20 protein-coding genes and 7 pseudogenes are annotated in these 23,820 nt (G+C 39.9%); all 27 read left to right on the forward strand.

The annotated features are described in order from the left end of the window. The first annotated feature begins 69 nt into the window (after positions 1 to 69). The 27 genes and pseudogenes from NDM98_RS01550 to NDM98_RS01675 all read left to right on the forward strand — a co-directional run bounded on the left by NDM98_RS01550 (position 70) and on the right by NDM98_RS01675 (position 23,747). On the forward strand, positions 70 to 855 hold the full coding sequence (locus NDM98_RS01550; protein ID WP_251603808.1) for a heptaprenyl diphosphate synthase component 1: 786 nt from the start codon (positions 70 to 72) through the stop codon (positions 853 to 855). Further along, positions 856 to 1,569 carry a demethylmenaquinone methyltransferase gene (locus NDM98_RS01555; protein ID WP_251603810.1) on the forward strand — a complete coding sequence of 238 codons (714 nt, stop codon included), beginning with the start codon at positions 856 to 858 and terminating at the stop codon, positions 1,567 to 1,569. Positions 1,570 to 1,629: 60 nt separating this feature from the next. After that, a pseudogene (locus NDM98_RS01560) lies at positions 1,630 to 2,497 on the forward strand (UbiA-like polyprenyltransferase). Then, positions 2,494 to 3,096, forward strand: a complete 603-nt coding sequence (locus tag NDM98_RS01565; RefSeq protein WP_251603813.1) for a UbiX family flavin prenyltransferase — start codon at positions 2,494 to 2,496, stop codon at positions 3,094 to 3,096. The pseudogene NDM98_RS01560 and the gene NDM98_RS01565 overlap by 4 nt, the downstream one beginning before the upstream one ends. Then, positions 3,093 to 3,935: a menaquinone biosynthesis protein gene (locus NDM98_RS01570; RefSeq protein WP_251603816.1), complete on the forward strand. Its 843-nt coding sequence runs from the start codon at positions 3,093 to 3,095 to the stop codon at positions 3,933 to 3,935. The genes NDM98_RS01565 and NDM98_RS01570 overlap by 4 nt, the downstream gene beginning before the upstream one ends. Before the next feature lie 26 nt (positions 3,936 to 3,961). After that, a pseudogene (hepT, locus tag NDM98_RS01575) lies at positions 3,962 to 4,929 on the forward strand (heptaprenyl diphosphate synthase component II). A 108-nt stretch (positions 4,930 to 5,037) separates the two neighbouring features. Then, the gene (gene ndk, locus NDM98_RS01580) at positions 5,038 to 5,481 is read left to right on the forward strand and encodes a nucleoside-diphosphate kinase (RefSeq protein ID WP_251603819.1); all 444 of its coding nucleotides are present in this window, start codon (positions 5,038 to 5,040) and stop codon (positions 5,479 to 5,481) included. Between the two features lie 115 nt (positions 5,482 to 5,596). Next, the gene (locus NDM98_RS01585; RefSeq protein WP_251603823.1) at positions 5,597 to 6,376 is read left to right on the forward strand and encodes a CheR family methyltransferase; all 780 of its coding nucleotides are present in this window, start codon (positions 5,597 to 5,599) and stop codon (positions 6,374 to 6,376) included. Between the two features lie 115 nt (positions 6,377 to 6,491). Then, a pseudogene (gene aroC / locus NDM98_RS01590) lies at positions 6,492 to 7,665 on the forward strand (chorismate synthase). After that, positions 7,666 to 8,764: pseudogene (aroB, locus tag NDM98_RS01595) on the forward strand (3-dehydroquinate synthase). It begins immediately after the preceding pseudogene. Continuing rightward, entirely contained in the window at positions 8,757 to 9,134 is a 378-nt protein-coding gene (aroH, locus tag NDM98_RS01600; RefSeq protein WP_251603829.1) for a chorismate mutase, read from the forward strand. The pseudogene aroB and the gene aroH overlap by 8 nt, the downstream one beginning before the upstream one ends. A gap of 259 nt (positions 9,135 to 9,393) precedes the next feature. Beyond that, a complete protein-coding gene (trpE, locus tag NDM98_RS01605; RefSeq protein WP_251603833.1) occupies positions 9,394 to 10,905 on the forward strand; it encodes an anthranilate synthase component I in 1,512 nt (503 codons plus the stop codon). Further along, positions 10,898 to 11,923, forward strand: coding sequence for an anthranilate phosphoribosyltransferase (trpD, locus tag NDM98_RS01610; protein WP_251603836.1), 1,026 nt, complete (start codon positions 10,898 to 10,900; stop codon positions 11,921 to 11,923). Before trpE ends, trpD begins: the two co-directional genes overlap by 8 nt. Then, positions 11,916 to 12,689: an indole-3-glycerol phosphate synthase TrpC gene (trpC, locus tag NDM98_RS01615; protein WP_251603839.1), complete on the forward strand. Its 774-nt coding sequence runs from the start codon at positions 11,916 to 11,918 to the stop codon at positions 12,687 to 12,689. The genes trpD and trpC overlap by 8 nt, the downstream gene beginning before the upstream one ends. After that, entirely contained in the window at positions 12,673 to 13,329 is a 657-nt protein-coding gene (locus NDM98_RS01620) for a phosphoribosylanthranilate isomerase (RefSeq protein WP_251603842.1), read from the forward strand. The genes trpC and NDM98_RS01620 overlap by 17 nt, the downstream gene beginning before the upstream one ends. Then, positions 13,310 to 14,509, forward strand: coding sequence for a tryptophan synthase subunit beta (gene trpB / locus NDM98_RS01625; protein WP_251603845.1), 1,200 nt, complete (start codon positions 13,310 to 13,312; stop codon positions 14,507 to 14,509). The genes NDM98_RS01620 and trpB overlap by 20 nt, the downstream gene beginning before the upstream one ends. Next, positions 14,506 to 15,310, forward strand: a pseudogene (gene trpA / locus NDM98_RS01630) (tryptophan synthase subunit alpha). Before trpB ends, trpA begins: the two are co-directional and overlap by 4 nt. A gap of 41 nt (positions 15,311 to 15,351) precedes the next feature. Then, complete coding sequence (hisC, locus tag NDM98_RS01635; protein ID WP_251603860.1) at positions 15,352 to 16,461, forward strand: histidinol-phosphate transaminase; 1,110 nt, start codon at positions 15,352 to 15,354, stop codon at positions 16,459 to 16,461. 26 nt (positions 16,462 to 16,487) lie between these two features. Then, positions 16,488 to 17,581, forward strand: a pseudogene (locus NDM98_RS01640) (prephenate dehydrogenase). Between the two features lie 605 nt (positions 17,582 to 18,186). After that, complete coding sequence (locus tag NDM98_RS01645) at positions 18,187 to 19,029, forward strand: hypothetical protein (protein WP_251603863.1); 843 nt, start codon at positions 18,187 to 18,189, stop codon at positions 19,027 to 19,029. A gap of 105 nt (positions 19,030 to 19,134) precedes the next feature. Then, positions 19,135 to 20,409, forward strand: a complete 1,275-nt coding sequence (locus NDM98_RS01650; RefSeq protein WP_444546309.1) for a tetratricopeptide repeat protein — start codon at positions 19,135 to 19,137, stop codon at positions 20,407 to 20,409. A gap of 116 nt (positions 20,410 to 20,525) precedes the next feature. After that, positions 20,526 to 20,984, forward strand: coding sequence for a ReoY family proteolytic degradation factor (locus tag NDM98_RS01655; RefSeq protein ID WP_307728593.1), 459 nt, complete (start codon positions 20,526 to 20,528; stop codon positions 20,982 to 20,984). A gap of 5 nt (positions 20,985 to 20,989) precedes the next feature. Next, positions 20,990 to 21,082 (forward strand): IDEAL domain-containing protein, encoded by a 93-nt coding sequence (locus tag NDM98_RS23740; RefSeq protein ID WP_308807728.1) that lies wholly within the window; start codon positions 20,990 to 20,992, stop codon positions 21,080 to 21,082. A 54-nt stretch (positions 21,083 to 21,136) separates the two neighbouring features. After that, positions 21,137 to 21,592: a DUF2487 family protein gene (locus NDM98_RS01660; RefSeq protein WP_251603869.1), complete on the forward strand. Its 456-nt coding sequence runs from the start codon at positions 21,137 to 21,139 to the stop codon at positions 21,590 to 21,592. 148 nt (positions 21,593 to 21,740) lie between these two features. After that, the gene (locus tag NDM98_RS01665) at positions 21,741 to 22,232 is read left to right on the forward strand and encodes a Rieske (2Fe-2S) protein (protein WP_251603872.1); all 492 of its coding nucleotides are present in this window, start codon (positions 21,741 to 21,743) and stop codon (positions 22,230 to 22,232) included. 15 nt (positions 22,233 to 22,247) lie between these two features. Beyond that, positions 22,248 to 22,919 (forward strand): menaquinol-cytochrome c reductase cytochrome b subunit, encoded by a 672-nt coding sequence (gene qcrB, locus NDM98_RS01670; protein ID WP_203086765.1) that lies wholly within the window; start codon positions 22,248 to 22,250, stop codon positions 22,917 to 22,919. A gap of 41 nt (positions 22,920 to 22,960) precedes the next feature. Next, positions 22,961 to 23,747: pseudogene (locus NDM98_RS01675) on the forward strand (c-type cytochrome). The last annotated feature ends 73 nt before the right edge of the window (positions 23,748 to 23,820 follow it).

Below are 23,820 nucleotides of genomic sequence, written 5' to 3' on the forward strand. Positions count from 1 at the left end.
GATGTTGGGGCTTTACGGCTATGCTATAATTAAGAAGATGAATTTGTTAAACACTGGAGGATACATATTATGGTGAATCCCAGCCATTTACATGGAGAGGTATCAGCAATTATAGAGAAATTTAATCAACTTACTTATCATCCATATATAGAAAAGTATATTCCTGGTGTTGGAATTGATGAGGAAAAATGTCGATTGTTTTACGCGGCGTTATCTAAAAAAGCAACGAAAGAAGATGCTTTTGTTGTTACTTTGTGTGCCTTGCTTGTTCAGGCTGCACTAGATGTACATGAACAGGTATCGCTTCATCCGATTCATTCAGATGATACACGTAAAAACCGACAACTGCATGTTTTAATTGGAGATTATTATAGTAGCCTCTATTACAACTTGCTTGCTGAAGCGGATCATGTCCCGTTAACGAGGATTTTCAGCTATACGCTTCAAGAAATTAATGAACAGAAAATGGATGTGTATGAGGCAAGTGAAGTCAGCTATGAAGAAATTGCCGCTCGTCTAACATTTATTCAATCAGGGTTATACGGAAAACTACTCGAAGAATTTGAGCTAACACAGTATAAAGAAGTCTTTGAATCACTGTTTTTTTACGCTCGATATATAGATGAGTGGAACAACTGGACAAGTGGTCAAGGCTCATTGTTAATGAAAACAATTGCATCAAATGACAAGACTGTTGATGAACAGGAAGCCTTTACTCGCAAACAGGATTCGCTTTTAACAGACCTAGATTTGCTCATGGAAAAGCATGTTGATCTTCGAGAACACATAGAGAGGTTTCTCTCAGATTCCATTGGGCCAACACCAATCGGTTCTACAAAAAGAAAGGTGAGATAGATGGTTCAACAATCGAAAGAAGAACGTGTCCATCAAGTATTTGAATCAATTTCATCACAGTATGACCGTATGAACTCGGTAATTAGTTTGCAACTTCATAAAGTATGGCGTAAGGACGTCATGAAGATGATGAATGTTCAGGCAGGAGATTCATCTCTAGATGTTTGCTGTGGTACGGCTGATTGGACAATTGCGCTTGGACAAGCTGCAGGTCAAGATGGCCGAACAGAGGGACTGGATTTCAGTCAAAATATGCTAAAAGTAGGGCAAGTAAAACTCAAGGAAAAGCAATTAGAGTACATACAGTTACATCATGGGAATGCGATGGAGCTTCCATTTGAAGATAACCAGTTTGATTATGTCACAATTGGTTTTGGTCTGCGTAACGTTCCTGATTATCTTCAAGTACTAAAGGAAATGGAACGCGTTGCTAAACCAGGGGGTATGATTGTTTGTTTAGAAACGTCTAATCCAACACTACCTGTATATAAACAGGTATATCAACTGTACTTTAGACATCTTATGCCGTTAGCTGGTAGAATCTTTGCTCGTAGCCACAAAGAATATTCTTGGTTACAAGAGTCGACTCAGACCTTCCCTTCAAAAGAAGAGCTTGCCAAACTTTTTAAAGAGGTTGGTTTGTCAAAAGTAAAATACAAAAGTTACTCAGGTGGAGCAGCAGCTGTACATTGTGGAATTAAAACGAATCACTAGATTTATGATAAAAAAACGGCCATTCACAGGGCCGTTTCGCATACGTAAGGAGCAGATATTGTGATACGGAAGTTAAAAATCATTTTAGAAATGATTAAGTTTGAACATACGGTGTTTGCATTACCGTTTGCATTTATGGGGACCATCTTAGGAAGTTTACTTATTAATGACCGTTTTCCACTTTGGACAGATTGGATCTGGATCATTGTAGCTATGTTCGGTGCAAGAAGCGCTGCCATGTCTCTCAATCGATTAATAGATGAAAAGATTGACCGGCATAACCCACGTACTGCTGAACGGGCGATTCCAAGCTGGTTTAGTGTCAAAGGTTGAAGTGTTGGTCTTTATTGTGGCATCTTTTGCGTTATTATTTATCGCTGCGTTTCAATTAAATCCTTTAGCGGTTGTCTTTTTACCATTGGCAGTATTTCTTTTAGTGTTTTATTCATACACAAAACGTTTCACATGGGCTTGCCACATCGTGTTAGGGTTAACGATTGGATTTGCTCCACTTGGGGGTTGGATTGCTGTAACAGGCGAGATTAGTTGGGTTATTATTGTGCTATATCTAGCAGTAACCTTTTGGTTAGCTGGATTTGATACGGTTTATGCAACACAAGATGCTGATTATGATCGTGAACGTGGTTTGTATTCAATCCCAAGCCGTTTTGGAGTAGCCAAAGCATTAATCATTGCACGAGCATTTCATGTGATTAGCTTCTGTGCCTTTTTAGCCTTGTTTTTTATGACTGGCCTTTTAGGTTGGATCTATCTTACTGGTGTGATTATTGCAGGTGTTATGATGATTTATCAGCATACACTCGTTTCAAAAGATGATCTTTCTAGAGTGATGTTTGCCTTCTTCCCAATGAATGGCACACTTAGCGTGGTTATGTTCCTCTTTACGTTAGGAGATATTCTACTATGAGTTTTAATCATCCGTACATCGTCGGTATAACTGGTGCAAGCGGAGGGATTTATGGGATACGCCTAGTACAGGAGCTTTTAAAGCTTGAAAAAGAAGTGCACCTTGTGCTAACTGAGGCGGCATGGCAAGTTTTTAAAGCTGAGATGCAGCTTGATACATCAGATCGAGAAAAATTGCTTCATTCCTTATTTGAAAGAAACAGGCATATGCTTCACATTCATGATCTTCATGATTATGCAGCTCCTATTGCTAGTGGTTCCTTTAAAACGCAAGGAATGATTGTAATGCCATGTTCAATGGGTTCTCTCTCCGGTATGGCAATAGGCGCCTCGGGTAACCTGATTGAGAGAGCGGCAGATGTTATGTTAAAAGAACATCGAAAGTTAATTATTGTTCCAAGGGAAACGCCGCTTCATCAGATCCAACTAGAGAATATGCTGAAGCTTTCAAAAGCGGGGGCAATTATTCTACCTGCTATGCCTGGATTTTATCATTCACCGAAGTCTCTTGATGATTTAATTGATTTTGTTGTTGGCAAAGCCCTTGATATGTTGGATGTTGAGCATGAGTTGTTTAAAAGATGGGGGTCAAAATCATGACGTTACGAATTGGGGAAATTGAATATGCAAATATCCAACCATTTTTTGATAAGTTGGATCGTCCGCAATTAGTAGCTGAAGGCTTTCAACTGACGACTGATGTTCCAAGCCGTATTAATCAAAAATTAGCTGGAGGATCAGTTGACCTAGCAGGGATTTCCTCTTTTTCGTATGCACAGCATGCTGAAGACTACTCTATTCTACCTGACCTGTCCGTTTCATCTAAAGGAGAAGTCAGGTCCCTGTATCTCTTTTCAAAAGTTCCAATCGATCAGCTTAATGAAAAGGGTGTGGCTTTAACAGCAAGCTCGGCAACAACCGTGCATTTGCTTAAGATCATTTTGCTTTCATTTTATGAACTCAATGTGCAGTACCATACGATGAAACCGAACTTAGATGAGATGCTACTTACTCATGATGCGGCTTTGTTAATAGGTGATGATGCAATTAGGGCAGCTCGCACAGCGAATAACTTATACATGTATGATTTAGGCGAACTATGGTATCAGCATACAGGACTTCCGATGTCTTATGCGGTTTTTGCGGTTCGTAATGAAGTGCTAAGTACTCACGAAAACGAGCTAGAAAAAATCTACCAGGCGCTTGTAAACAGTAAGCAACTTAGTGAGTCTAATCAATATCAGGATCTTTCAAAACGTTTTACGTTAAAACAAGGTGGAACATTTGATTTTTGGCAATCATATTTTCAAAATCTATGGTATCATTTTAACGAAGAAAACAAACGTGGATTATTATATTATTATAAGCTGGCTTATGAGTATGGATTCTTGTCAAAGTCAATTCACTCAATCAGTGTGTGGAGTAAGGTTCACTCCTGATATGGCGGGCAGGATAAGGTGGAAGAATGAAACTAGCAGATATCTATGGGCATTTTCAATCCGATATTAAAGTCATTGAAAAAGAATTAGAAGAAACCATTCAAGCAAGACATGAAGTGTTACGGAAGGCTTCAACCGATTTACTCCATGCGGGGGGAAACGCATTAGACCGGTGTTTGTTCTGTTGGCTGCTAGATTTGGGACATACGATATACATGCGTTAAAGCATATTGCCGTTTCGTTGGAACTTATTCATATGGCATCACTAGTTCATGATGATGTTATTGATGATGCGGAGCTGCGACGTGGTCGAAAAACGATCAAATCACAATGGGACAACCGTGTGGCAATGTATGCAGGGGATTATATTTTTGCAAAAGCCGTTCAAACGGCTACATACTTCGATAATCGCTCCATTCATTTAATTATCTCTGATGCGATCATGGAAATGTGTATTGGTGAAGTCGAACAAATTCGAGACCAATTTAATTGGGATCAAAACATTCGCACGTATTTCCGCAGAATCAAAAGGAAAACAGCTCTACTGATTGCGGTTAGCTGCAAACTTGGAGCCATTGCTGCAGACACAAGCGATGAGATTCAACGCCGTTTGTACCTCTTCGGCTATTATGTTGGAATGTCATTTCAAATAACGGATGATATCTTGGATTTTGTTGGAACGATGGAACAGATTGGTAAGCCTGCAGGTGGAGACTTACGTCAAGGCAATGTTACTCTTCCGGCCTTATACGCAATGCATCAAAAACCTGAGCTAAAAGCAGAGATTATGCAAAAGCTATCTAAGGATCAGCATCATGATGATATGGGACGGATTATCCAGGATATCAAGGATTCAGGTGGGATAGAATATGCCGTATCCATTAGTGATAAGTATTTAGCTAAAGCATTTAAGCAGCTTGATGCACTTCCGGATGTAGAAGCGAAAACATATTTCTTGCAACTGACTTCTTACATTGGTAGACGTAAATTTTAAAACGGATAAGAGCCCGTTGTTGTTATTGTCAATGACTGGCTCTTTTGTTATACTAATTAATGTAAGCGGATGCAAACTATATTTTCATAGAGAAGCGAGGCTATACATATGGAGCGTACATACTTAATGATTAAGCCAGACGGAGTACAAAGAGGCTTAATTGGAGAAATCATTTCGCGATTTGAAGCAAAAGGCTTTACACTTGTTGCAGGTAAGTTCACTCAGTTAACAAGAGAGCTTGCCGAGACTCATTATGGCGAGCATAAGGAACGGCCCTTTTTCGGAGAGCTAGTTGATTTTATTACCTCTGGCCCTGTGTTCGCAATGGTGTGGGAAGGTGAAAATGTCATCAAATCTTCTCGCACTCTAATTGGTGTAACGAACCCAATCGAAGCAGCTCCAGGTACGATTAGAGGCGATTACGGTGTTCATGTGGGAATGAATATCATTCATGGTTCAGACTCAGAAGAAAGTGCAAAAAGGGAAATTGATCTCTTTTTCACAAGCAATGAACTTGTTACATACGAAAAAACACTCAAGCAGTGGATTTAATTCATCTTGCCTGTTCCTTTTTTTAAGGAGCAGGTTTTGTTGTTTTCAAAGATTGGTTGAGAGATATACATAAAATAAGGTATGATGAGCAAAAGATATAGAAAAGGGAGCACACATGAACGGCGACGACTATGAACTTTTTACTATTGCGATGAAACAAATGACAGGTATTGATTTAGCTTCATATAAGGAAGCGCAAATGAAACGACGGTTAACGTCCTTCCGAGAAAAAAAGGGCTATTCAGACTTTCATTCTTACATTCGGGCTCTTAAAGAAAATCAGCAGCTACTTGAAGAATGTCTAGAGAGAATGACAATTAATGTGTCTGAATTCTATCGCAACCGCTCAAGGTGGGAAGTTTTAGATAAGCAAATTATTCCCTCCTTATTAAAGACATCTCGCTCTTTAAAGACATGGAGTGCAGCTTGCTCATCAGGTGAAGAGCCTTATACATTGGCCATGCTTTTATTAAACCATCTTAGACCAAATGATTTTTCTATTCTTGCAACAGATCTTGATCGTGTGATTTTAGAGCGAGCTCAGCTTGGTTTATATGGGGAGAGGTCAATAAAAGAAGTACCAGAAAAAATGTTACATACTTATTTTACAAAAAAAGAGTCAATCTATGAGGTAGACTCCTCACTCAAAAAACAGGTTACCTTTAAAAATCAAAATTTACTGACTGACTCCTTTGAATCGCAGTTTGATTTGATTATTTGCAGAAATGTGATGATTTATTTTACGGAAGAAGCGAAACATATTCTTTATAAGAAGTTCAGTAAGGCATTACGTCCGGGCGGTATCTTATTTGTTGGTAGTACGGAACAGATCTTTAATCCAGATACGTATAACTTCAAAAGTAAAGAAACCTTTTTTTATGAGAAGATAGAGTAATAAATGTCGGTTTTCAAGTTCGAGACAAGACAGTACTCTAAAAATATGTTATAATTTAACGCATAAAAGCGATAAAGAATAAACGTCAAAGCTATAATTTATGGGGGGCATATAGATGAGGTATTTAACAGCAGGTGAATCACATGGACCACAGCTTACAACTATTATAGAAGGCTTACCAAGCTCAGCTTGAGCTATTGGCAGAGGATATTAATACGGAGCTTGCTAGACGTCAAGGTGGATATGGTCGAGGACGACGTATGCAAATTGAGAAAGATCAGGTTCAAATTACAAGTGGAGTGCGCCATGGTAAAACAACAGGAGCGCCTGTCGCGTTAGTCGTAGAAAACAAAGATTGGACTCACTGGACAAAAGTAATGGGAGCAGAACCAATCTCAGAAGATGAGGAAAAGGAAGTTAAACGTAAACTCACTAGACCTAGACCAGGGCATGCAGATCTTAATGGAGCCATAAAATATGGGCATCGAGATATGCGTAATGTGTTAGAACGTTCTTCTGCTCGAGAAACAACCGTGCGTGTAGCTGCTGGAGCAGTGGCTAAAAAAATTCTAAAAACATTTGGCATTGAAGTAGCTGGGCATGTGCTTGAAATTGGTGGTGTTCGTGCTGTTGAAACCGAGTATCAATCTGTTCGTGACTTGAAAGAACGTTCTGAGGCATCACAAGTACGGTGCTTAGATGAACAAGCTTCTGACCAAATGATTGCAGCCATTGATCAAGCTAAAAAAGATGGGGATTCAATTGGTGGCGTGGTAGAAGTAGTCGTGGAAGGTGTACCAATTGGACTTGGTAGTCACGTACAATATGACCGTAAGCTAGATGCTAAGATTGCTGGTGCAATTATGAGCATTAATGCCTTTAAAGGTGTTGAAATCGGGATTGGATTTGAAGCAGCTCGTTTGCCAGGTAGCCGAGTTCACGATGAGATTCTCTGGAGTGAAGAAAGCGGTTATACACGTAAAACGAACAATCTTGGTGGATTTGAAGGTGGCATGACAAACGGAATGCCAATTGTGGTGAAGGGTGTTATGAAACCTATTCCAACTCTATACAAACCACTACAAAGTGTTGATATTGATTCAAAGGAGCCATTCCAAGCTAGCATCGAACGTTCTGACAGCTGTGCCGTTCCGGCAGCCTCTGTTGTTGCAGAAGCTGTTGTTGCATGGGAAGTAGCCAATGCTCTATTAGAGACATTTGGTCAGGACCGGGTTGACGCTATTTCAGAAAACATCCGTAAACACCAAGATGAAGCGAAGGGCTTTTAAATGAAAAAAGTTCAAGTGAACACAAAGAATCACGAGTATCATGTCTATCTTGATAAAGGGATCAGGTTTCGTGTTGGTGAATTATTGTCAGAGTGCTTAAAAGATAAGCCTTCTTCCGTTTTTATTGTCTCTGATTCAACGGTCGCTCCGCTTTATCTTAAAGACGTGATGAATAGCCTACCAACGGATCTCAGTGTTTCCTCAGTTATTATCCCAAGTGGTGAGCAATCAAAATCATTTAGTGAGTATGAACGTTTGCATACAGAAGCCCTAAAAGCTGGCCTAGATCGAAAATCGGTCCTGATTGCTTTAGGTGGTGGAGTGGTTGGAGATATTGCTGGATTTGTGGCAGCAACTTATATGCGTGGTATTCGTTTTATTCAGATGCCTACAACACTTCTGGCTCATGATAGCAGCGTGGGTGGAAAAGTCGCAATTAATCATGCGTTAGGAAAAAATATGATTGGGGCTTTCCATCAACCGGAAGCTGTGTTTTATGATACTGAGATGTTATTTTCACTTCCAGAAAGAGAGTGGAGAGCAGGTTTTGCAGAAGTATTTAAGCATGGTTTGATACTCGATCACTCATTTTTTGAATGGCTTAAAGAAAATGTCACCGACTTTACTTCAATAAATGAAGACTTAATAACGGATGTGCTTGCGCGCTCGATTGCGATAAAAGCAAAGGTTGTTTCAGAAGACGAACGAGAACAAGGTATACGCGCATATCTTAATTTAGGTCATACACTTGGTCATGCTATTGAAGCTGTATCAGGTTATGGGAAAATTACACATGGAGAAGCAGTAGTGATTGGCTTTGTTTTTGCGATGAAACTGAGTGAAAAGCATTTTCATACAAACCTTGACATTCCTTCCCTTATAACATGGGTAGAGACATTTGGTTATGAGACCGTAATTCCAAGCTGAGTTAGATCGAAACAAATTATTAGATGCTATGAAAAAAGATAAAAAAACAGAGGCCGGTAGTATTCGGATGGTCCTATTGAAGAAACTTGGAGAAGCCTGTGTTGAAAAAATAGAGACTGATGTTATTCGTTCTCTTCTGAACGAGAATGAAGGAGGCGGGCAGAATGGTTAGAGGCATACGGGGAGCAACAACCGTAATAAATAATAATGAATCCCAAATTCTCAATGAAACGGAATCGTTGTTTTTGGCCATTGCAGATCAAAATGATATTGATCCGGAAGATGTAGCACAGGTTTTAATCACTGTGACTGGTGACATCGATGCCGCTTTTCCGGCAAAAGCAATGAGAAGATTAGAGGGATGGGATTTTGTTCCTGTCACATGTGCACAAGAAATTAATGTTCCAGGTGGCATGCCACTCTGTATCCGAATTTTAATGACAGTGAATACAGAGAAGTCACAAAGAGAAATCAATCATATTTATTTAAATGATGCAGTTAAACTTCGTCCTGATTTGGTAAAGTCAAAGGTTGATAGTTGACGTACGAAAGTGATTTAGGTACAATTTACAAAAGTGTACGGACCAGAGGGTCTGTAGCTTCAGTTGAGTGAACAAGTTGAGTTATTTTAAATAATGAGAAGAGCTGAGTTGAGAAGAGCAGAGCCTGAGCGGAGACGAGATCTATTTGTCTTTAACACGCCCACTGAGTCTGTCTCAGTGGGCGTTTTTGTCTATAAAACGCCTCTATTACTCCATCCTTTTCCTCTACAGCCCTCAAAATTGAGGAGCGAATAATCTGATGAAGCAAAAATCCTTTGAAACGTTTTCAAATGCAGTTCAAACGTATGACACGGTTACTTATACAGCTAGATATTTTGCAGATGGTTTAACACCCATCCATATTGTTCAAAAATTACATGATCAAGTCGCTTTTTTACTTGAAAGTAAGGATGAGCAGTCTACATGGTCGCGGTATTCTTTTATTGGATTGGATCCTTTGTATAGCTTAAAAGAAACTGGTGGTCGTTATCTAACAACGGATCGCCAAGGCAAACAAATTGTAGACGAAGCAAGTTTTAACCAAGCGTTAGAAGAGACGATGAATATTCTTCATGTTGAACCCGTTGACCTACCTATTCCATTTCGTGGAGGGGCAGTAGGTTATATGAGCTATGACGCAATTGAAACGATTGAGCCAAAATTAAAAAGAGAGCTTGAGAATCAAGTGCCTCATTACCATTTTATTTTTTGTGAGACGTTAATTGCCTATGATCATTTACAAAAAGAACTAATCATTATTGTTCATCTACCAGTTGTGGATCGATTAGATGCAAACCAGCTTTATCAACAAGGTAAAGACAAAGTGAGCAAGATTCTTACTGAATTAGAGCAGTCATCGTCGTCGTTTTTATCAGCGGGGGTTCCAGCGAGTCATGAAGAAGTATCATTTGAGGATGTAAGCTCAAATTACACAAAACAAGCATTTATTAAAGATGTGGAAACGATCCAAGAATACATCAAAGCAGGAGATGTGTTTCAAACTGTACTCTCACAGCAGTTTACAATGCCTGTAACGGTTGGAGCGTTGGACATTTACCGAGTACTTCGTTTAATTAATCCGTCTCCTTATTTATTTTATCTGCGTTATGATGGGCTTGAAATTGTCGGCAGTTCTCCGGAACGGTTAGTCCAGGTTCAAGATGACCATGTAGAGATTCATCCGATTGCCGGGACTAGACGACGAGGCAAAACGCCAGAGGAAGATCTCGCATTAAGCTCAGAGTTATTAGCCGATGAAAAAGAACGTGCAGAGCACTATATGCTTGTTGACTTAGCACGTAATGATGTTGGACGAATTGCTAAATACGGATCCGTCAAAACACCGCAGCTTTTAGAAATTGGTTTGTTTTCACATGTGATGCATATCGTGTCTAAAGTGACAGGAGAACTACATCCAAAAACAAAACCTTTGGAAGCATTAATGGCATCCTTCCCTGCTGGTACTGTTTCTGGTGCTCCTAAAATTCGTGCGATGGAAATATTGCAAGAACTTGAGCCTACAAGAAGAGGCATTTATGCAGGAGCTATTGGCTACTTAGGATATGATGGCAACATTGATTCCTGTATCGCCATTCGAACGATGACCATACAAGATGGAATAGCAACGATTCAAGCAGGTGCAGGTGTTGTGGCAGACTCAAATCCGGAATCAGAGTATGAAGAAACACAAAACAAAGCAAAAGCGTTAATTCGAGCGGTGCAGGTAGCAGAGGGTATGTTTCAAGCAGAGGGGGCGCCATTAAATGTTTAAACAATTGCTAGCTAAATGTGCTGAGGGACAGCACTTACTTGAAGATGAAGCGTATGTAGCAATGGATTTGATTATGAAAGATAAGGTTGAGGTTAGTCAAATTGCTAGTCTAATTAGCATGATGAGGCTTCGTGGTGAGACAGTTGAGGAGTTGATTGGATTCACCAAAGCAATGAGAGCACATGCAGTCTCTATCCCTCACACCTTAGATGTAGTATTGGATACATGCGGAACGGGCGGGGACAATCTTGGCACATTTAATATTTCAACAGCCGTTTCGTTTGTCGCAGCAACCGCAGGCGTTCCGGTTGCAAAACATGGAAACCGAGCTGTTACCTCCAAAAGTGGTAGTGCCGATGTTTTAGAATACCTAGGAATTGATATTCAGAAAAGTCCTGAAGCCGCAGCCCAGGCACTTGAGCAGACTGGTTTAAGCTTCTTATTTGCGCCACTTTATCATTCATCAATGAAATTTGCTGCACCCGCAAGAAAACAAATTGGTTTTCGAACCATTTTTAATCTACTTGGACCAATGACAAACCCTGCAGGTGCCGATCATCAATTAATTGGAGTGTCTGGTCGCGAGCATGCTTTAAAAATGGGAGAAGCCATTCGAAGACTTGGTACAACACACACGGTGCTTGTTACCGGAGCAGATAATCTTGATGAATGTTCAGTGCATGGATCAACACAAATTGTTGATGTGCAAAATGATGAGATCCATGTCTACGAAATAACACCTGAAGAGGTAGGAATAAAACCAGGTTTACTAGCAGAGATTCAAGTGAATAGTGTGCAAGAAAGCGCAAATCTGATCAGACGTGTATTTGATGGTACGGCCAATCAATCTGCTATTTCTATAGTCATCTTTAATGCTGGTGTGGCCTTATATGCCGCTAATCACGTCCAGTCGATTCAAGAAGGTGTTGCCCTAGCCAAAGATCTATTACAGAGTAACAAAGTCCTAAACTATACAAGTGAACGACAACCACACCAGGAGGGCTACAAACATGCTTGAAACGATATTAAATACAAAAAAACAAGAAATCGCTACCCTTGTTATGCCCGAGTCAACGAAGGTAGAAAGACGTTCACTCTATCAAGCAATTAAACAGCCAAATCGAGAGCTTGGTTTGATTGCTGAGGTAAAGAAGGCGTCTCCCTCAAAAGGACTGATTAGAGAGGATTTTCAGCCTGTTGAGATCGCTAAAGCTTATGAGGCCGCCAATGCGGATGCAATCTCTGTCTTAACAGATCAACAATATTTTCAAGGTCATCGAGATTTCTTAACGGCGATTAAAAAAGAAACAAATATACCGATCATGAGAAAAGATTTTATCATTGATGAACAACAAGTAGAGGAAAGTTTTCGTATTGGGGCTGACGCAATCCTGTTAATAGCAGGCACTGTTTCGGACGAAGAGCTTTTTCAATTGTATCAATCGTCTCATCAAAAAGGGATGGAATGTTTAGTAGAAGTTCACGCTGCAAGTGAACTCTCAAGCCTACTAACGGTTTTTACCCCTGAATTAATTGGAATTAACAATCGTAATCTTAAAACCTTTTCAACATCCCTCGCGCAAACAGAGGACATTGCAAAACTGGTTCCAGAGGGCAGCTTATTTGTCAGTGAAAGTGGTATACATGGTTATGAGGATGTGAAACGAGTACAAAAAGCCGGTGCAGGTGCAATTTTAGTTGGAGAATCATTGATGCGTGCTGAATCTCCGAATCTTGGCATCAAACATTTATTTGGGGAGCTCACTCATGACTCCACTTCTTAAATATTGTGGGAATAAAAGCAGTGAGGATCTAGCTGTAACTACATCAAGTAAGGCTGATTATCTTGGATTTGTTTTTGTACCTGGAACAAAACGGTATGTAGAGCCAAAAAAGGTGAACACATGGCTTGAAAAAAACCGTATCAATCCCAAAAAACTGGTTGCATTGTTTGTTAATGAATCTCCCCATATGATAGAGGAAATATGTACACTATTACCTATTGATGTCATTCAATGCCACGGCACTGAATCTCCTACATTTGTTACTAATATTAAACAAAAAACAGGAAAAGAAGTCTGGAAGGTGATTCATCATCATCCGGAGGCTATCAGTCAAATGCAAACATTTAATGGTATTGCTGATGGGTATATTGTTGATACAAAGGTAGCAGGTAGCTTGGGTGGAACGGGTCAAACGTTTGATTGGGAGCAGATTCCTGGTTATATTAAAGAAGGAAAAAGACAGTCCGTACCTGTTTTTATTGCAGGCGGCGTGGATGCTACTAATATTGCTAGACTAGCTTCTTATTCACCAGATGGGATCGACCTATCAAGTGGAATTGAGGTAAATGGTCACAAGTCCCCAGAATCCATTAGAGAATTAGAGAAGGAGTTGTTAAGGCATGACCATACACTATCCTGATGCAAAAGGACGGTTCGCAGAGTTTGGCGGCAAATATGTGCCGGAAACATTAATGAGTGTCATTGAAGAATTAGAAGAGGCACTAGACGAGGCCATGAAGGATCAATCATTTATTGATGAATATCATGAGCATCTACGTGAATACGCAGGTCGTCCTACTGCTCTTTCCTATGCCAAAAATATAAGTGAACAAATAGGCGGGGCTAAGATTTATTTGAAGCGAGAAGATCTACTTCATACGGGTGCGCACAAATTAAACAATGCGATGGGTCAAGCCCTGCTTGCAAAAAGAATGGGTAAAACAAAAATTGTCGCTGAGACAGGTGCTGGACAACACGGTGTGGCCACAGCGACAATCGCTGCTCGTTTTGGATTAGAATGTAAGGTATTTATGGGAACAGAGGACATTGAGCGCCAGTCTTTAAATGTGTTCAGAATGGAACTGCTTGGAGCAGAGGTTATTCCAGCTGAATCTGGAAGCAAAACGTTAAAAGATGCCACAAATGAAGCGATTCGTTATTGGGTAGCAAATGCTGAGGACACCTTCTATTTAATTGGTTCCGTTGTTGGTCCACATCCTTATCCGAAGATGGTCCGTGATTTCCAACGAATAATTGGTGACGAAGCAAAAGTCCAAATGCTTGCTGCGGAGGACCGTTTACCTAGTGAAATTATTGCTTGCGTAGGCGGAGGCAGTAATGCGATTGGTACCTTTTATCCGTATTTGAATGATGATGTGAAGCTGACAGGTGTAGAGGCAGCTGGATTGGGAGTTGATACAGATCAACATGCTGCAACGATTACAAAAGGTACACCAGGTGTGATTCACGGGTCCTTAACCTATCTAATCCAAGACGAGGCCGGACAGATTATTGAGCCTTATTCGATTTCAGCTGGCTTAGATTATCCTGGAGTAGGACCAGAGCACGCTCACCTCGCCAAAAGTGGCAGAGTTCAATACAAAGCAGTAACGGATGAACAAGCGTTAGATGCACTAATACGCTTGTCAAAAGAAGAGGGAATCATTCCAGCCATTGAATCGGCGCATGCGTTAGCCATTGCATTTGAGCACGCTGCAGAGCGATCAAAAGATGACATCATTCTAGTCTGCTTATCTGGTCGAGGGGATAAAGATGTGCATACAATTCGTAAGCATGTGGAAGGGAGGCAGACAACATGAGTAGTAAACGACTAGAGGCTACATTAAAACAAGAGTCAAACTTATTTATACCATTTATAACGGCAGGTGACCCAACTGCTGAAGCGACCGTTGATATCGCACTGACATTGCAGGAGGCAGGTGCTTCTATTCTAGAGTTAGGTATCCCATACTCAGACCCTCTAGCAGATGGACCAACGATTCAAGCGGCTTCAAAACGCGCATTAAAAAACGGCATGTCTCTTTCTGCTGCTCTTCAATTGGTACCGGTGATGCGAGAGCGTGGGTTAACGATCCCGGTTATCATATTTACATATGTCAATCCACTGCTGCAATACGGTGTAAAGCGATTTACTGAAGAAGCTGCTGCTCTTGGTATAGACGGAATATTAGTGCCTGACCTTCCTTTTGAAGAGAGTGATGAACTCAGTAACTACTGTGAAAAGGAGAATCTAGCTCTAATATCGCTTGTTGCACCAACTTCAAACGAAAGAATCAAAAAAATTGCTAGCCGTGCCCAAGGCTTTTTATATTGTGTCTCCTCACTTGGAGTAACTGGGGCAAGGAAAGATCTTGATCCAAGAATTGAAGAGTTTTTAAAAACGGTAAGAGGGTCTAGCCACGTGCCTATTGCTGTTGGCTTTGGCATCTCAACCTCAGCTCAAGTGCAAACGATCCAAGGATTAGCTGATGGAGTTGTTGTTGGGAGTGCCCTTGTCCAAGCAAATAGGTGAGCTAGAGCAAAGTTTAAAAAACGCCGATGAAAAAGAGTTAGCGCTTCAACGCATTAAATCATTTGTCAAAGCATTGATTTCAGAGTAACATAGTCTAGGAAGTAACTTAGACTATAAAGAGGTGCAATTATGCAGGCGAAACCGCAACTTTATGGACTTCCCGCTTACAAACCGGGTAAGCCAATTAGCGAAGTCAAAAAGGAATTAGGATTAGACAAAGTGATCAAACTTGCATCAAATGAAAATCCATACGGATCATCTGAAAAGGCGAAACAGGCTGTCATTGATGCCGTGATGGATTCAGCTATTTATCCAGATGGTTATTCTAGCGTACTCAGACATAAAGTTGCTGACCATTTAGGTGTGAAAGAAGAGCAACTTATTTTTGGAAATGGAACGGATGAAGTGATTCAATTTCTTTGTCGTGCTTTTTTATCCCCAACGGATAATACGGTTATGGCAGACCCAACGTTTTCACAATATAAGCTAAATGCTGCCATTGAAGGTGCTGAAATTCGTGAAGTACCTTTAACAGAAGCAGGAGACCATAATTTAGATGAAATGCTTAATCAAATTGATGAGCACACAAAAATTGTTTGGGTATGTAACCCGAATAATCCATCTGGAAACTACATTGGAAAAGAAGCATTTATGCGCTTTTTAAGTCAGGTACCAGAACATGTCATTGTTGCAAGTGATGAAGCGTATATTGAGTACACAATTGCAGAGGACTATCCTGATACCATTTCGTTATTAAATCAATATAAAAACCTAGTGATTCTTCGTACTTTTTCTAAGGCGTATGGACTTGCGTCTCTTCGAATTGGATATGGAGTGGCGGGAAGTGAGCTTATTCAAGTCATGGAGCCTCTTCGTCCAGCCTTTAATACAACGGCCTATGCACACGCTGCTGCGGTTGCAGCAATTGATGATCAGGAATTTGTCCAAAAATCATCAAGAAAAAATCGTGAGGAATTAGAGAAATTTGAAGCGTTTTGTAAAGAACATGATCTTTTCTATTATCCATCTCAAACAAACTTTATTTTAATTGATTTTGGTATACCTGGAGATGAGATCTTTACTTACCTGCTATCAAAGGGCTATATTACTCGATCTGGGCAAGCACTTGGGTTCCCAACGTGTATTCGAATTTCAATAGGCTCAGAGGAGGAGAACAAAGGGGTCATTCAAGCAATGCAAAACCTGCTAGATGAGCGTACCCCGGGTACTAAATCATAGGAACAAAGAGTGTTGGAGTGAACAGGATGAAACGAGAAGTATTAATGATTGGGCTAGGATTAATTGGCGGCTCAATTGCATTAGGCATTCGAAAAGAACATGATGTAAAAATGGTTGGATTTGATATAAATGAAGAACAGGTCAGAATGGCTATTTCATTAGGAATTGTAGACGAGAGGGCGGAGTCATTAGAAAAAGCGGTTAGCTCTGCTGATTTAATTGTGCTAGCCGTTCCGGTTGCAGCATCTGAGCGTCTAATTTCTGAGATGAATACTTTTTCATTTAAATCTGGTGCCATTATGACTGATGTCGGCAGTACAAAGCTAACAATCTGTAATAAAGCTAAGGAATTAAGTAATAAAATAGCATTTGTCGGTGGACATCCAATGGCAGGTTCACATAAAAGTGGAGTAAGTGCAGCGAAGGTTCATTTATTTGAGAATGCTTTTTATGTATTTACCCCCGATGCTGATACAGTGTCATCAGTGATGTCTACATTAAAAGATTGGTTAAAGGGTACAAAAGCAAATTTCATCGAGATGAGCCCAAAGGAACATGATGAAATTACAGGAGCGATAAGTCATTTTCCTCACATTATAGCAGCCAGTCTTGTTCATCATGTGGAATCTGAAGAGAATCGTGATACCAATGTAACAAGACTTGCTGCAGGTGGTTTCCGTGATATCACACGGATTGCCTCATCAAGCCCTGAGATGTGGCGGGATATCTTGCTACTTAATCAATCAAGTTTGCTTAGATTATTAGATAGCTGGACAACGAAATGCAACAAGTTAGAACGTTATTAGAAACAAAAGACAGTGATGGCATTTTTCAATATTTCAAGCAAGCTAAAGACTTTCGTGAAAAACTACCAGAACGAAAAAAGGGTGCAATCCCTGCTTTTTACGATTTATTTGTTGATGTTCCTGACCATCCTGGGGCAATCTCAGATGTTACCGGAATCTTGGCCGAAGCGGAAATTAGCTTAACAAACATCAGAATTCTCGAAACACGTGAGGACATTATGGGTGTGCTTCGTTTAAGCTTCCGCTCAGAAGAAGATCGCGAACAAGCAAAATATCAACTAAGTCTGCATACATTTGAAAGTTATACCTTGTAAGAATAAGGCGCGCATAAGTATATAAATTTATCTGAATTAGCTTGGACAGAAGTGTTTTAGCTATCAAAAAAATGAACCATAATGACGTGAGAAACATCATTATGGTTCATTTTTTGTCTATTAAAAGTCGCTTGATTAAGACTTTACTATATAAAAGTTTTTTTATAATTTAATGATCTTTTCCACCGCGTTTGAAATTCGAAGAGAACATTTTCAGATTTTCTTGATCACAACTTAACATCAATTAGGTAGGGTAGAATTACATTTGAAAATTGCATGTCATTGAGGTTTTTAATCATGGAGAAACTATCCAGTATGTTAATGTGAATTTCGTTGTTCTGATTTCAAATAGTCACACTCTTTTTCGAACAAAAAAAACCTGCAACCCAAAGCGTAAACGCTTTCAATTACAGGATCAGCTAATTGCTGAATTCAATAGTATGGATAGGAGTGGAGAGAAACCATACGCTTAATATTTATTATATAGAAAACGCTTTCATTGTCAACACATCTAGAAAAAATAATAGAGATTTTTTTGTTCTTAGCTTCTTATCAACAGCATAGCTTGTCTTAATAAGATCTTCAACACTTGGGGAGGACTGCTAATGTATTTGTTGAATGAAGCGTTACGAATCAAACAACAGCAAGTATCTCGTCAATCGTATGTCATTGCAGATGGAAAAATCGCGTATATAAAAGAACGAATGCCGTATTGGAAAAAATGGCGAGTAGATTTACGTAACCTTGTGCTCGCACCTGCAAAGATTGGAATGGACGAGCAGTTTCTAGAAGTAGAAACAACAGAAGAGAGGAACAATCTTGAGCGTTCGTGGATCAAACAAGGCGTAACAACACTTGCTGTATCACAACAAATTAAAAGCGAAAGAAGTCTTCCTACAGCTTACAAAAATGCATGCTTAAAAATGGAGCAATGCTCACTTGATTATGTCATTGGCATTACAATACCCTTTCGCTTACTTAACCCCTCACTGCTTCATCAATGTCGTAGGCTTCAGATTCCGTTTATTCAAGTAGAAATGAATGTAGATGCTTTGTTAGACGGCGTGCCATGGACTCGGTTGGCAGATGCACTCCTAACCTATCCATCTATGTTAATTCCTAAAATCAAGGATCTCACTAATCAAAAATCAAGCGTTGAATTATCATGGATAAGACATTGTGAGCTAGTTGGTATTTCAAGTGTCACTCCTACGTTGATTTGGACAAAGGAGCACGCACAAAAAAGCGGACTTTATCCCGAAAAAGGAGAATTATTAGTTGGTAGTGATGCAGATTATCTTTTGTACCACCAACGTATGAACCACTACATGACTAGGCAAGCACGAATGGTTGCGACAAGCGGCAATCTTGATTATGATAAGGATGAACCAAGCTGTTGTTTTTCAAAGAGGACAACTTTTAAAAGCAAACGATACGTATTTCCTTAACAAACAAGGAAATCAAATTCATGTTAAAAAACCAAAACGTTTATTTTCGATGGAGTTTGCACCAAAACAACAGCTTCCATTATTTGATTCGATTAGTGGATCTTACTGAACGGAGGATATGAATACAAGATGACATTAATTGAGGAAGCGATTCAGGCAATTGAAGCAGGACAAACGGAAGATGGGTTAAAAAAGCTAGAGCGAGCAAGTCATACAGATGATCATGAAGAGAAATTTACGGTCGTTGAGTTATTTTATGAGCTTGGTCATACTAAACGGGCACAAGCCTTATTAGATGAATTATTAGTTTTATATCCAGATGAAGGAAGCTTATCGGTTTTTTCAGCGGAGATGATGATTGATGATGAGAGGGAAGATGAAGCGATTGAGCTTCTGTTAGATATTCCTTCCTCTGATGAGGCCTTTTTGCAGGCACAAATTCTTTTAGCTGACTTATATCAAATGCAATCGCTTGATGAAGTGGCAGAGCAAAAGCTACTTGCAGCAAGTGAACATGCACCTGATGAGGTCATCATCACTTACGGTTTGGGAGAATTTTATTTAGATAGAGGCGATTATTCCAAAAGCATTCCTTATCTTAAAAAAGCCGTTTATCAAAAAGATGAGCTAAAGGGAGTACCTGTTGATTTAAAGCTAGCGGAAGCCTATAGTGCAACCGGAGAATTTGAAGAAGCCTTGCAGTATTATCAAAAAGGAATGGAAGATTCAATGACTCCAGATGCCTTATTCGGCTTTGGGTTTACAGCCTATCAAGCTGGAGACATGACGGTTGCAATAGAACAATTAGAAGCGCTAAAATCGCTTGATTCTGATTATACAAGTCTGTATCCGTATTTGGCTAAAGCATACGAGACTGACAACCGTTTGCAAGAAGCTTTAGAAGTGTTAAAAGACGGGATGTCTGCAGATGAATTTAATGATCAGCTTCATTTACTTGCAGGAAAAATAAGCTTTAAACAACAGGATCCCGAGCAAGGCGAAACACATCTTCGTCAAGCATTGGCTCTAAATCCTTCAAATATGGAAGCCCTACAAACATTGGCTGCTTATTTGCGCCATGAAGAGCAAATAGATGAGCTTCTAGAACTATGCACACATGCAAGGTCTTATGGTGAAGCAGATGCAATGTTGGATTGGTATGAAGCATTTGCATTACGGTCATTAGATGAATATGAAAAAGCTTATCCACTTTATGAAGAGGCACTTGCTGCATTTGCTGAAGACGCTGATTTCCTTGAAGAGTATGCGCATTTTCTAATGGAGTATGGTCAAAGGGAAAAGGCGGTCGAATTTTTCAGAAAGCTTGTTCAATTAAAACCCGACAGAATGGATATCATCGAACTACTTGAGGAATTCTAAATAAATCAAGCAAAAAAAAGGAATTCTATGCTCGGCAGAGAATGTAGTACTATCTAGATGATGTTTCTATGTGAAAATGATGAGGAATCTGATCAATCATTAAAGGAGGGTGCGGAATGGGTAATACAATTCCAGTTGTTGAAAAGAAGGATTTTCTAAAAAGCTTCTTAAAACAGTATGAGCTTAAGCGACGTGAATGCGCCTGGCTGTTAAACTACCTGATGAGTGATGATAACTTAATGGAGAAAGTTCATTTTATTGAACAAGCTGAACAAACACCTAAGTCTCTTGTTATTTCTGCTCAAGGCGTGAGCACCATTCCATTTTCATTTAGGAAACACCAGCATGTCACTACAGATGCTGAAAAAGCATTTCACGATATTCGCTTAAATCAAACAGAAGAGATCTACATTGAGCTTCATTTTAATGGGGCTAAATCATACTCCCTTTATTTAGCTGTATTAGAGGACAACCCTTATTTGCCAGAAAATCAAAAGCGAGCGGAAGTCATCGAGAATGAGGCTGAAAGATTGCTCTCTCATTCGTTGTATATGTTTACTCGAAACGGCTTTTAGAGCTAATTGACTCGGCATTAGATACAAGAAACCAAGCTTTATTTGAGAAATACACAGAAGAGCTGCGTGTATTAGATAACCGACAGCATGCTACGTAGGAGGCTCTTACAGGAGCCTTCTATTTTTTTTACATATAAAGGAGCGGGTGCAGCATGAAATGGACAACAAAGGATATAGATACGTTTCAACGTGAAAAAGAATACGTGGATACCGTTTTAATTCCACTATTACCACTTTCTTTTCAAAAAAACTTATCTAAAGCCGTAACTGCTGGAGAATATTCTGAGGCAATTTGTGAGGAGTTAGAACGAGTATATCAAGGCAGATTAATCTTAAGTCTTCCATTCACTTATCAATCAAGTGAATCATATGAAGGACATGTACAACAGCTTCAGTCCTGGATTGAATCGTGGAAAGAAGAAGGGGTTAAACACGTTGTTCTACTGACTAGTGATAGTGCATGGAGAGAGTTGGACCAAAAATTAAATGGTGTAATGATTTGGGTTCCGGCAATTAATTTACATTCTTTGAATCATAAAGATCGAGCAAATATGTGCTCAGAAATTGCTAAAGATCTTTCCTCAATTTTTACAAAAGAATGGTCATAAAGTCGAATTTACATGAAAACGGATCCAATCCTCTCGTGAAGAGATATTGCGCTATGAAACCGGTTGTAGTATCATTACATTGTCCTAGTTTTATTTAGTTTTATTGTCCAATGATTGGGCTTACAATCTGTTGGTAGGAGGGAGAACCGTGAGCGAGAAAGAGCATAAAGTGTCACGACGACAATTTTTGACGTATACGCTTACAGGTGTTGGTGGATTTATGGCGGCAGGAATGCTAATGCCAATGGCAAGATTTGCCCTTGATCCGGCGTTAAAAGCAAGTGCACAATCAGACATGCATTATGTGTGTGATCTGGATGACTTGACTGATGAACCGCAACGATTTGTTTTTTCGTATGATCAAGTAGACGCCTGGTATGAGTCAGAAGTGCAACACGAAGCGTACATATTCAGACAAGGTGATGATGTTATTGCCTTATCCTCTTCCTGTACACATTTAGGCTGTACCGTAGCTTATCAGGAAGATCAAGGAGAATTTGCGTGCCCATGTCATGGTGGAAGATTTGAGAAGGACGGTAAAAACGTACCGAACTTACCTCCACAAAGACCTCTGGATCGTTATGAAGTGTTAGTTGAGGATGGACGAGTATCAGTAGGACAAGTGAATCAGCAAACTTAGTGGGAGGCGTAGTAGATGCTTCAAAAAATTTATGATTACGTTGATGAACGTCTTGATATTACGCCAATGTGGCGGGATATCGCTGACCATGAAGTGCCTGAGCATGTCAATCCTGCTCATCATTTCTCAGCATTTGTTTATTGTTTTGGTGGATTGACGTTTTTTGTAACAGTCATTCAGATCTTATCTGGTATGTTTTTAACCATGTATTATGTTCCTGATATTATTAATGCCCATGCATCGGTTTATTATTTACAAAATGAAGTTGCATTTGGTGTCATTGTTCGGGGTATGCACCATTGGGGAGCCAGTTTGGTCATTGTGATGATGTTTTTACATACCTTACGTGTATTCTTCACCGGCTCTTATAAGAAGCCTCGTGAGTTAAACTGGGTCGTAGGTGTGCTCATCTTTTTTGTTATGCTAGGTTTAGGATTCACGGGTTATTTATTACCGTGGGATAACAAAGCATACTTTGCAACAGTTGTTGGGTTACAGATCGCAGAAAGTGTGCCGATTATTGGTGACTTTACGAAGACATTACTTGCAGGTGGAAATATTATTGGCGCTGCAACATTAACTCGTTTTTTTGCCATTCATGTATTCTTTCTACCGGCAGCACTTCTTGGCTTGCTAGGAGCTCACTTCTTTATGATTCGTAAACAAGGGATCTCTGGACCGTTATAAGAAATTAAAACATGTGATTCTCGGCAAAAGGAGGGGACAAGATGCATCGAGGAAAAGGAATGAAATTTGTTGGAGATTCTCGTGTGAAAGAGAACGGGAGAAAGCCGAATATTCCTAAGGATTACTCTGAATATCCGGGGAAAACAGAGGCATTCTGGCCCAACTTTTTACTTCGTGAGTGGATGGTTGGTGCGGTGTTTTTAATGGGTTATCTGTGCTTAACGGTTGCACATCCAAGCGCCATTAGAAGGACTAGCTGATCCAACTAACTCTGCTTACATACCATTGCCAGACTGGTACTTCTTATTCTTATACCAGTTATTGAAGTATACGTACGCATCTGGTGATTATAATGTACTTGGGACGGTCATCATTCCAGGTGTGGCATTTGGTGCCTTATTACTTGCACCATGGCTCGATACTGGAAAAGAACGACGTCCAATCAGACGACCAATTGCATCCTCTATGATGTTGCTTGGTGTCATCTCGACTATTTTTCTTACGTGGGAAGCGGTTGACCAGCATGACTGGGTATCTGCAGCTCAACAAGGACAATTAATCGAAGAAGGTGACGTGGATATTAATATGGAAGCCCAAGGCTATGAAATTTATTCTGGCCAGGATAGCTGTATTACCTGTCACGGTGAAACGTTGTCGGGGAGCACTATGGGAGTGAATCTACTTGAAACCGAAAAATCCGTTGATGAGATCATTGAAGTGATACACAATGGACAAGGTGCGATGCCAGCCGATCAATTTGAAGGTTCTGATGAAGAGCTTCAAATTTTGGCTGAATACATTGCTAACCACGGTGAAGTAGAAGAATAATCCCAAAATAAAAGATGTCTAATCAATCATATTCGAGTAAACTGGCAATAGGGTACAAATGCCCGGTTTACCC

Source organism: Alkalicoccobacillus plakortidis (genome assembly GCF_023703085.1).
Lineage (GTDB): Bacteria > Bacillota > Bacilli > Bacillales > Bacillaceae_D > Alkalicoccobacillus > Alkalicoccobacillus plakortidis.

Coding starts and splice junctions, on each gene's coding strand:
- aroH (WP_251603829.1), top strand. CDS start 8,757: ATGGTTAGAGGCATACGGGGAGCAACAACCGTAATAAATAATAATGAA.
- trpE (WP_251603833.1), top strand. CDS start 9,394: ATGAAGCAAAAATCCTTTGAAACGTTTTCAAATGCAGTTCAAACGTAT.
- hisC (WP_251603860.1), top strand. CDS start 15,352: ATGCAGGCGAAACCGCAACTTTATGGACTTCCCGCTTACAAACCGGGT.
- NDM98_RS01655 (WP_307728593.1), top strand. CDS start 20,526: ATGGGTAATACAATTCCAGTTGTTGAAAAGAAGGATTTTCTAAAAAGC.
- ndk (WP_251603819.1), top strand. CDS start 5,038: ATGGAGCGTACATACTTAATGATTAAGCCAGACGGAGTACAAAGAGGC.
- NDM98_RS01565 (WP_251603813.1), top strand. CDS start 2,494: ATGAGTTTTAATCATCCGTACATCGTCGGTATAACTGGTGCAAGCGGA.
- NDM98_RS01570 (WP_251603816.1), top strand. CDS start 3,093: ATGACGTTACGAATTGGGGAAATTGAATATGCAAATATCCAACCATTT.
- qcrB (WP_203086765.1), top strand. CDS start 22,248: ATGCTTCAAAAAATTTATGATTACGTTGATGAACGTCTTGATATTACG.
- NDM98_RS01660 (WP_251603869.1), top strand. CDS start 21,137: ATGAAATGGACAACAAAGGATATAGATACGTTTCAACGTGAAAAAGAA.
- NDM98_RS01645 (WP_251603863.1), top strand. CDS start 18,187: ATGTATTTGTTGAATGAAGCGTTACGAATCAAACAACAGCAAGTATCT.
- NDM98_RS01555 (WP_251603810.1), top strand. CDS start 856: ATGGTTCAACAATCGAAAGAAGAACGTGTCCATCAAGTATTTGAATCA.
- NDM98_RS01620 (WP_251603842.1), top strand. CDS start 12,673: ATGACTCCACTTCTTAAATATTGTGGGAATAAAAGCAGTGAGGATCTA.
- NDM98_RS01585 (WP_251603823.1), top strand. CDS start 5,597: ATGAACGGCGACGACTATGAACTTTTTACTATTGCGATGAAACAAATG.
- trpC (WP_251603839.1), top strand. CDS start 11,916: ATGCTTGAAACGATATTAAATACAAAAAAACAAGAAATCGCTACCCTT.
- trpB (WP_251603845.1), top strand. CDS start 13,310: ATGACCATACACTATCCTGATGCAAAAGGACGGTTCGCAGAGTTTGGC.
- NDM98_RS01550 (WP_251603808.1), top strand. CDS start 70: ATGGTGAATCCCAGCCATTTACATGGAGAGGTATCAGCAATTATAGAG.
- trpD (WP_251603836.1), top strand. CDS start 10,898: ATGTTTAAACAATTGCTAGCTAAATGTGCTGAGGGACAGCACTTACTT.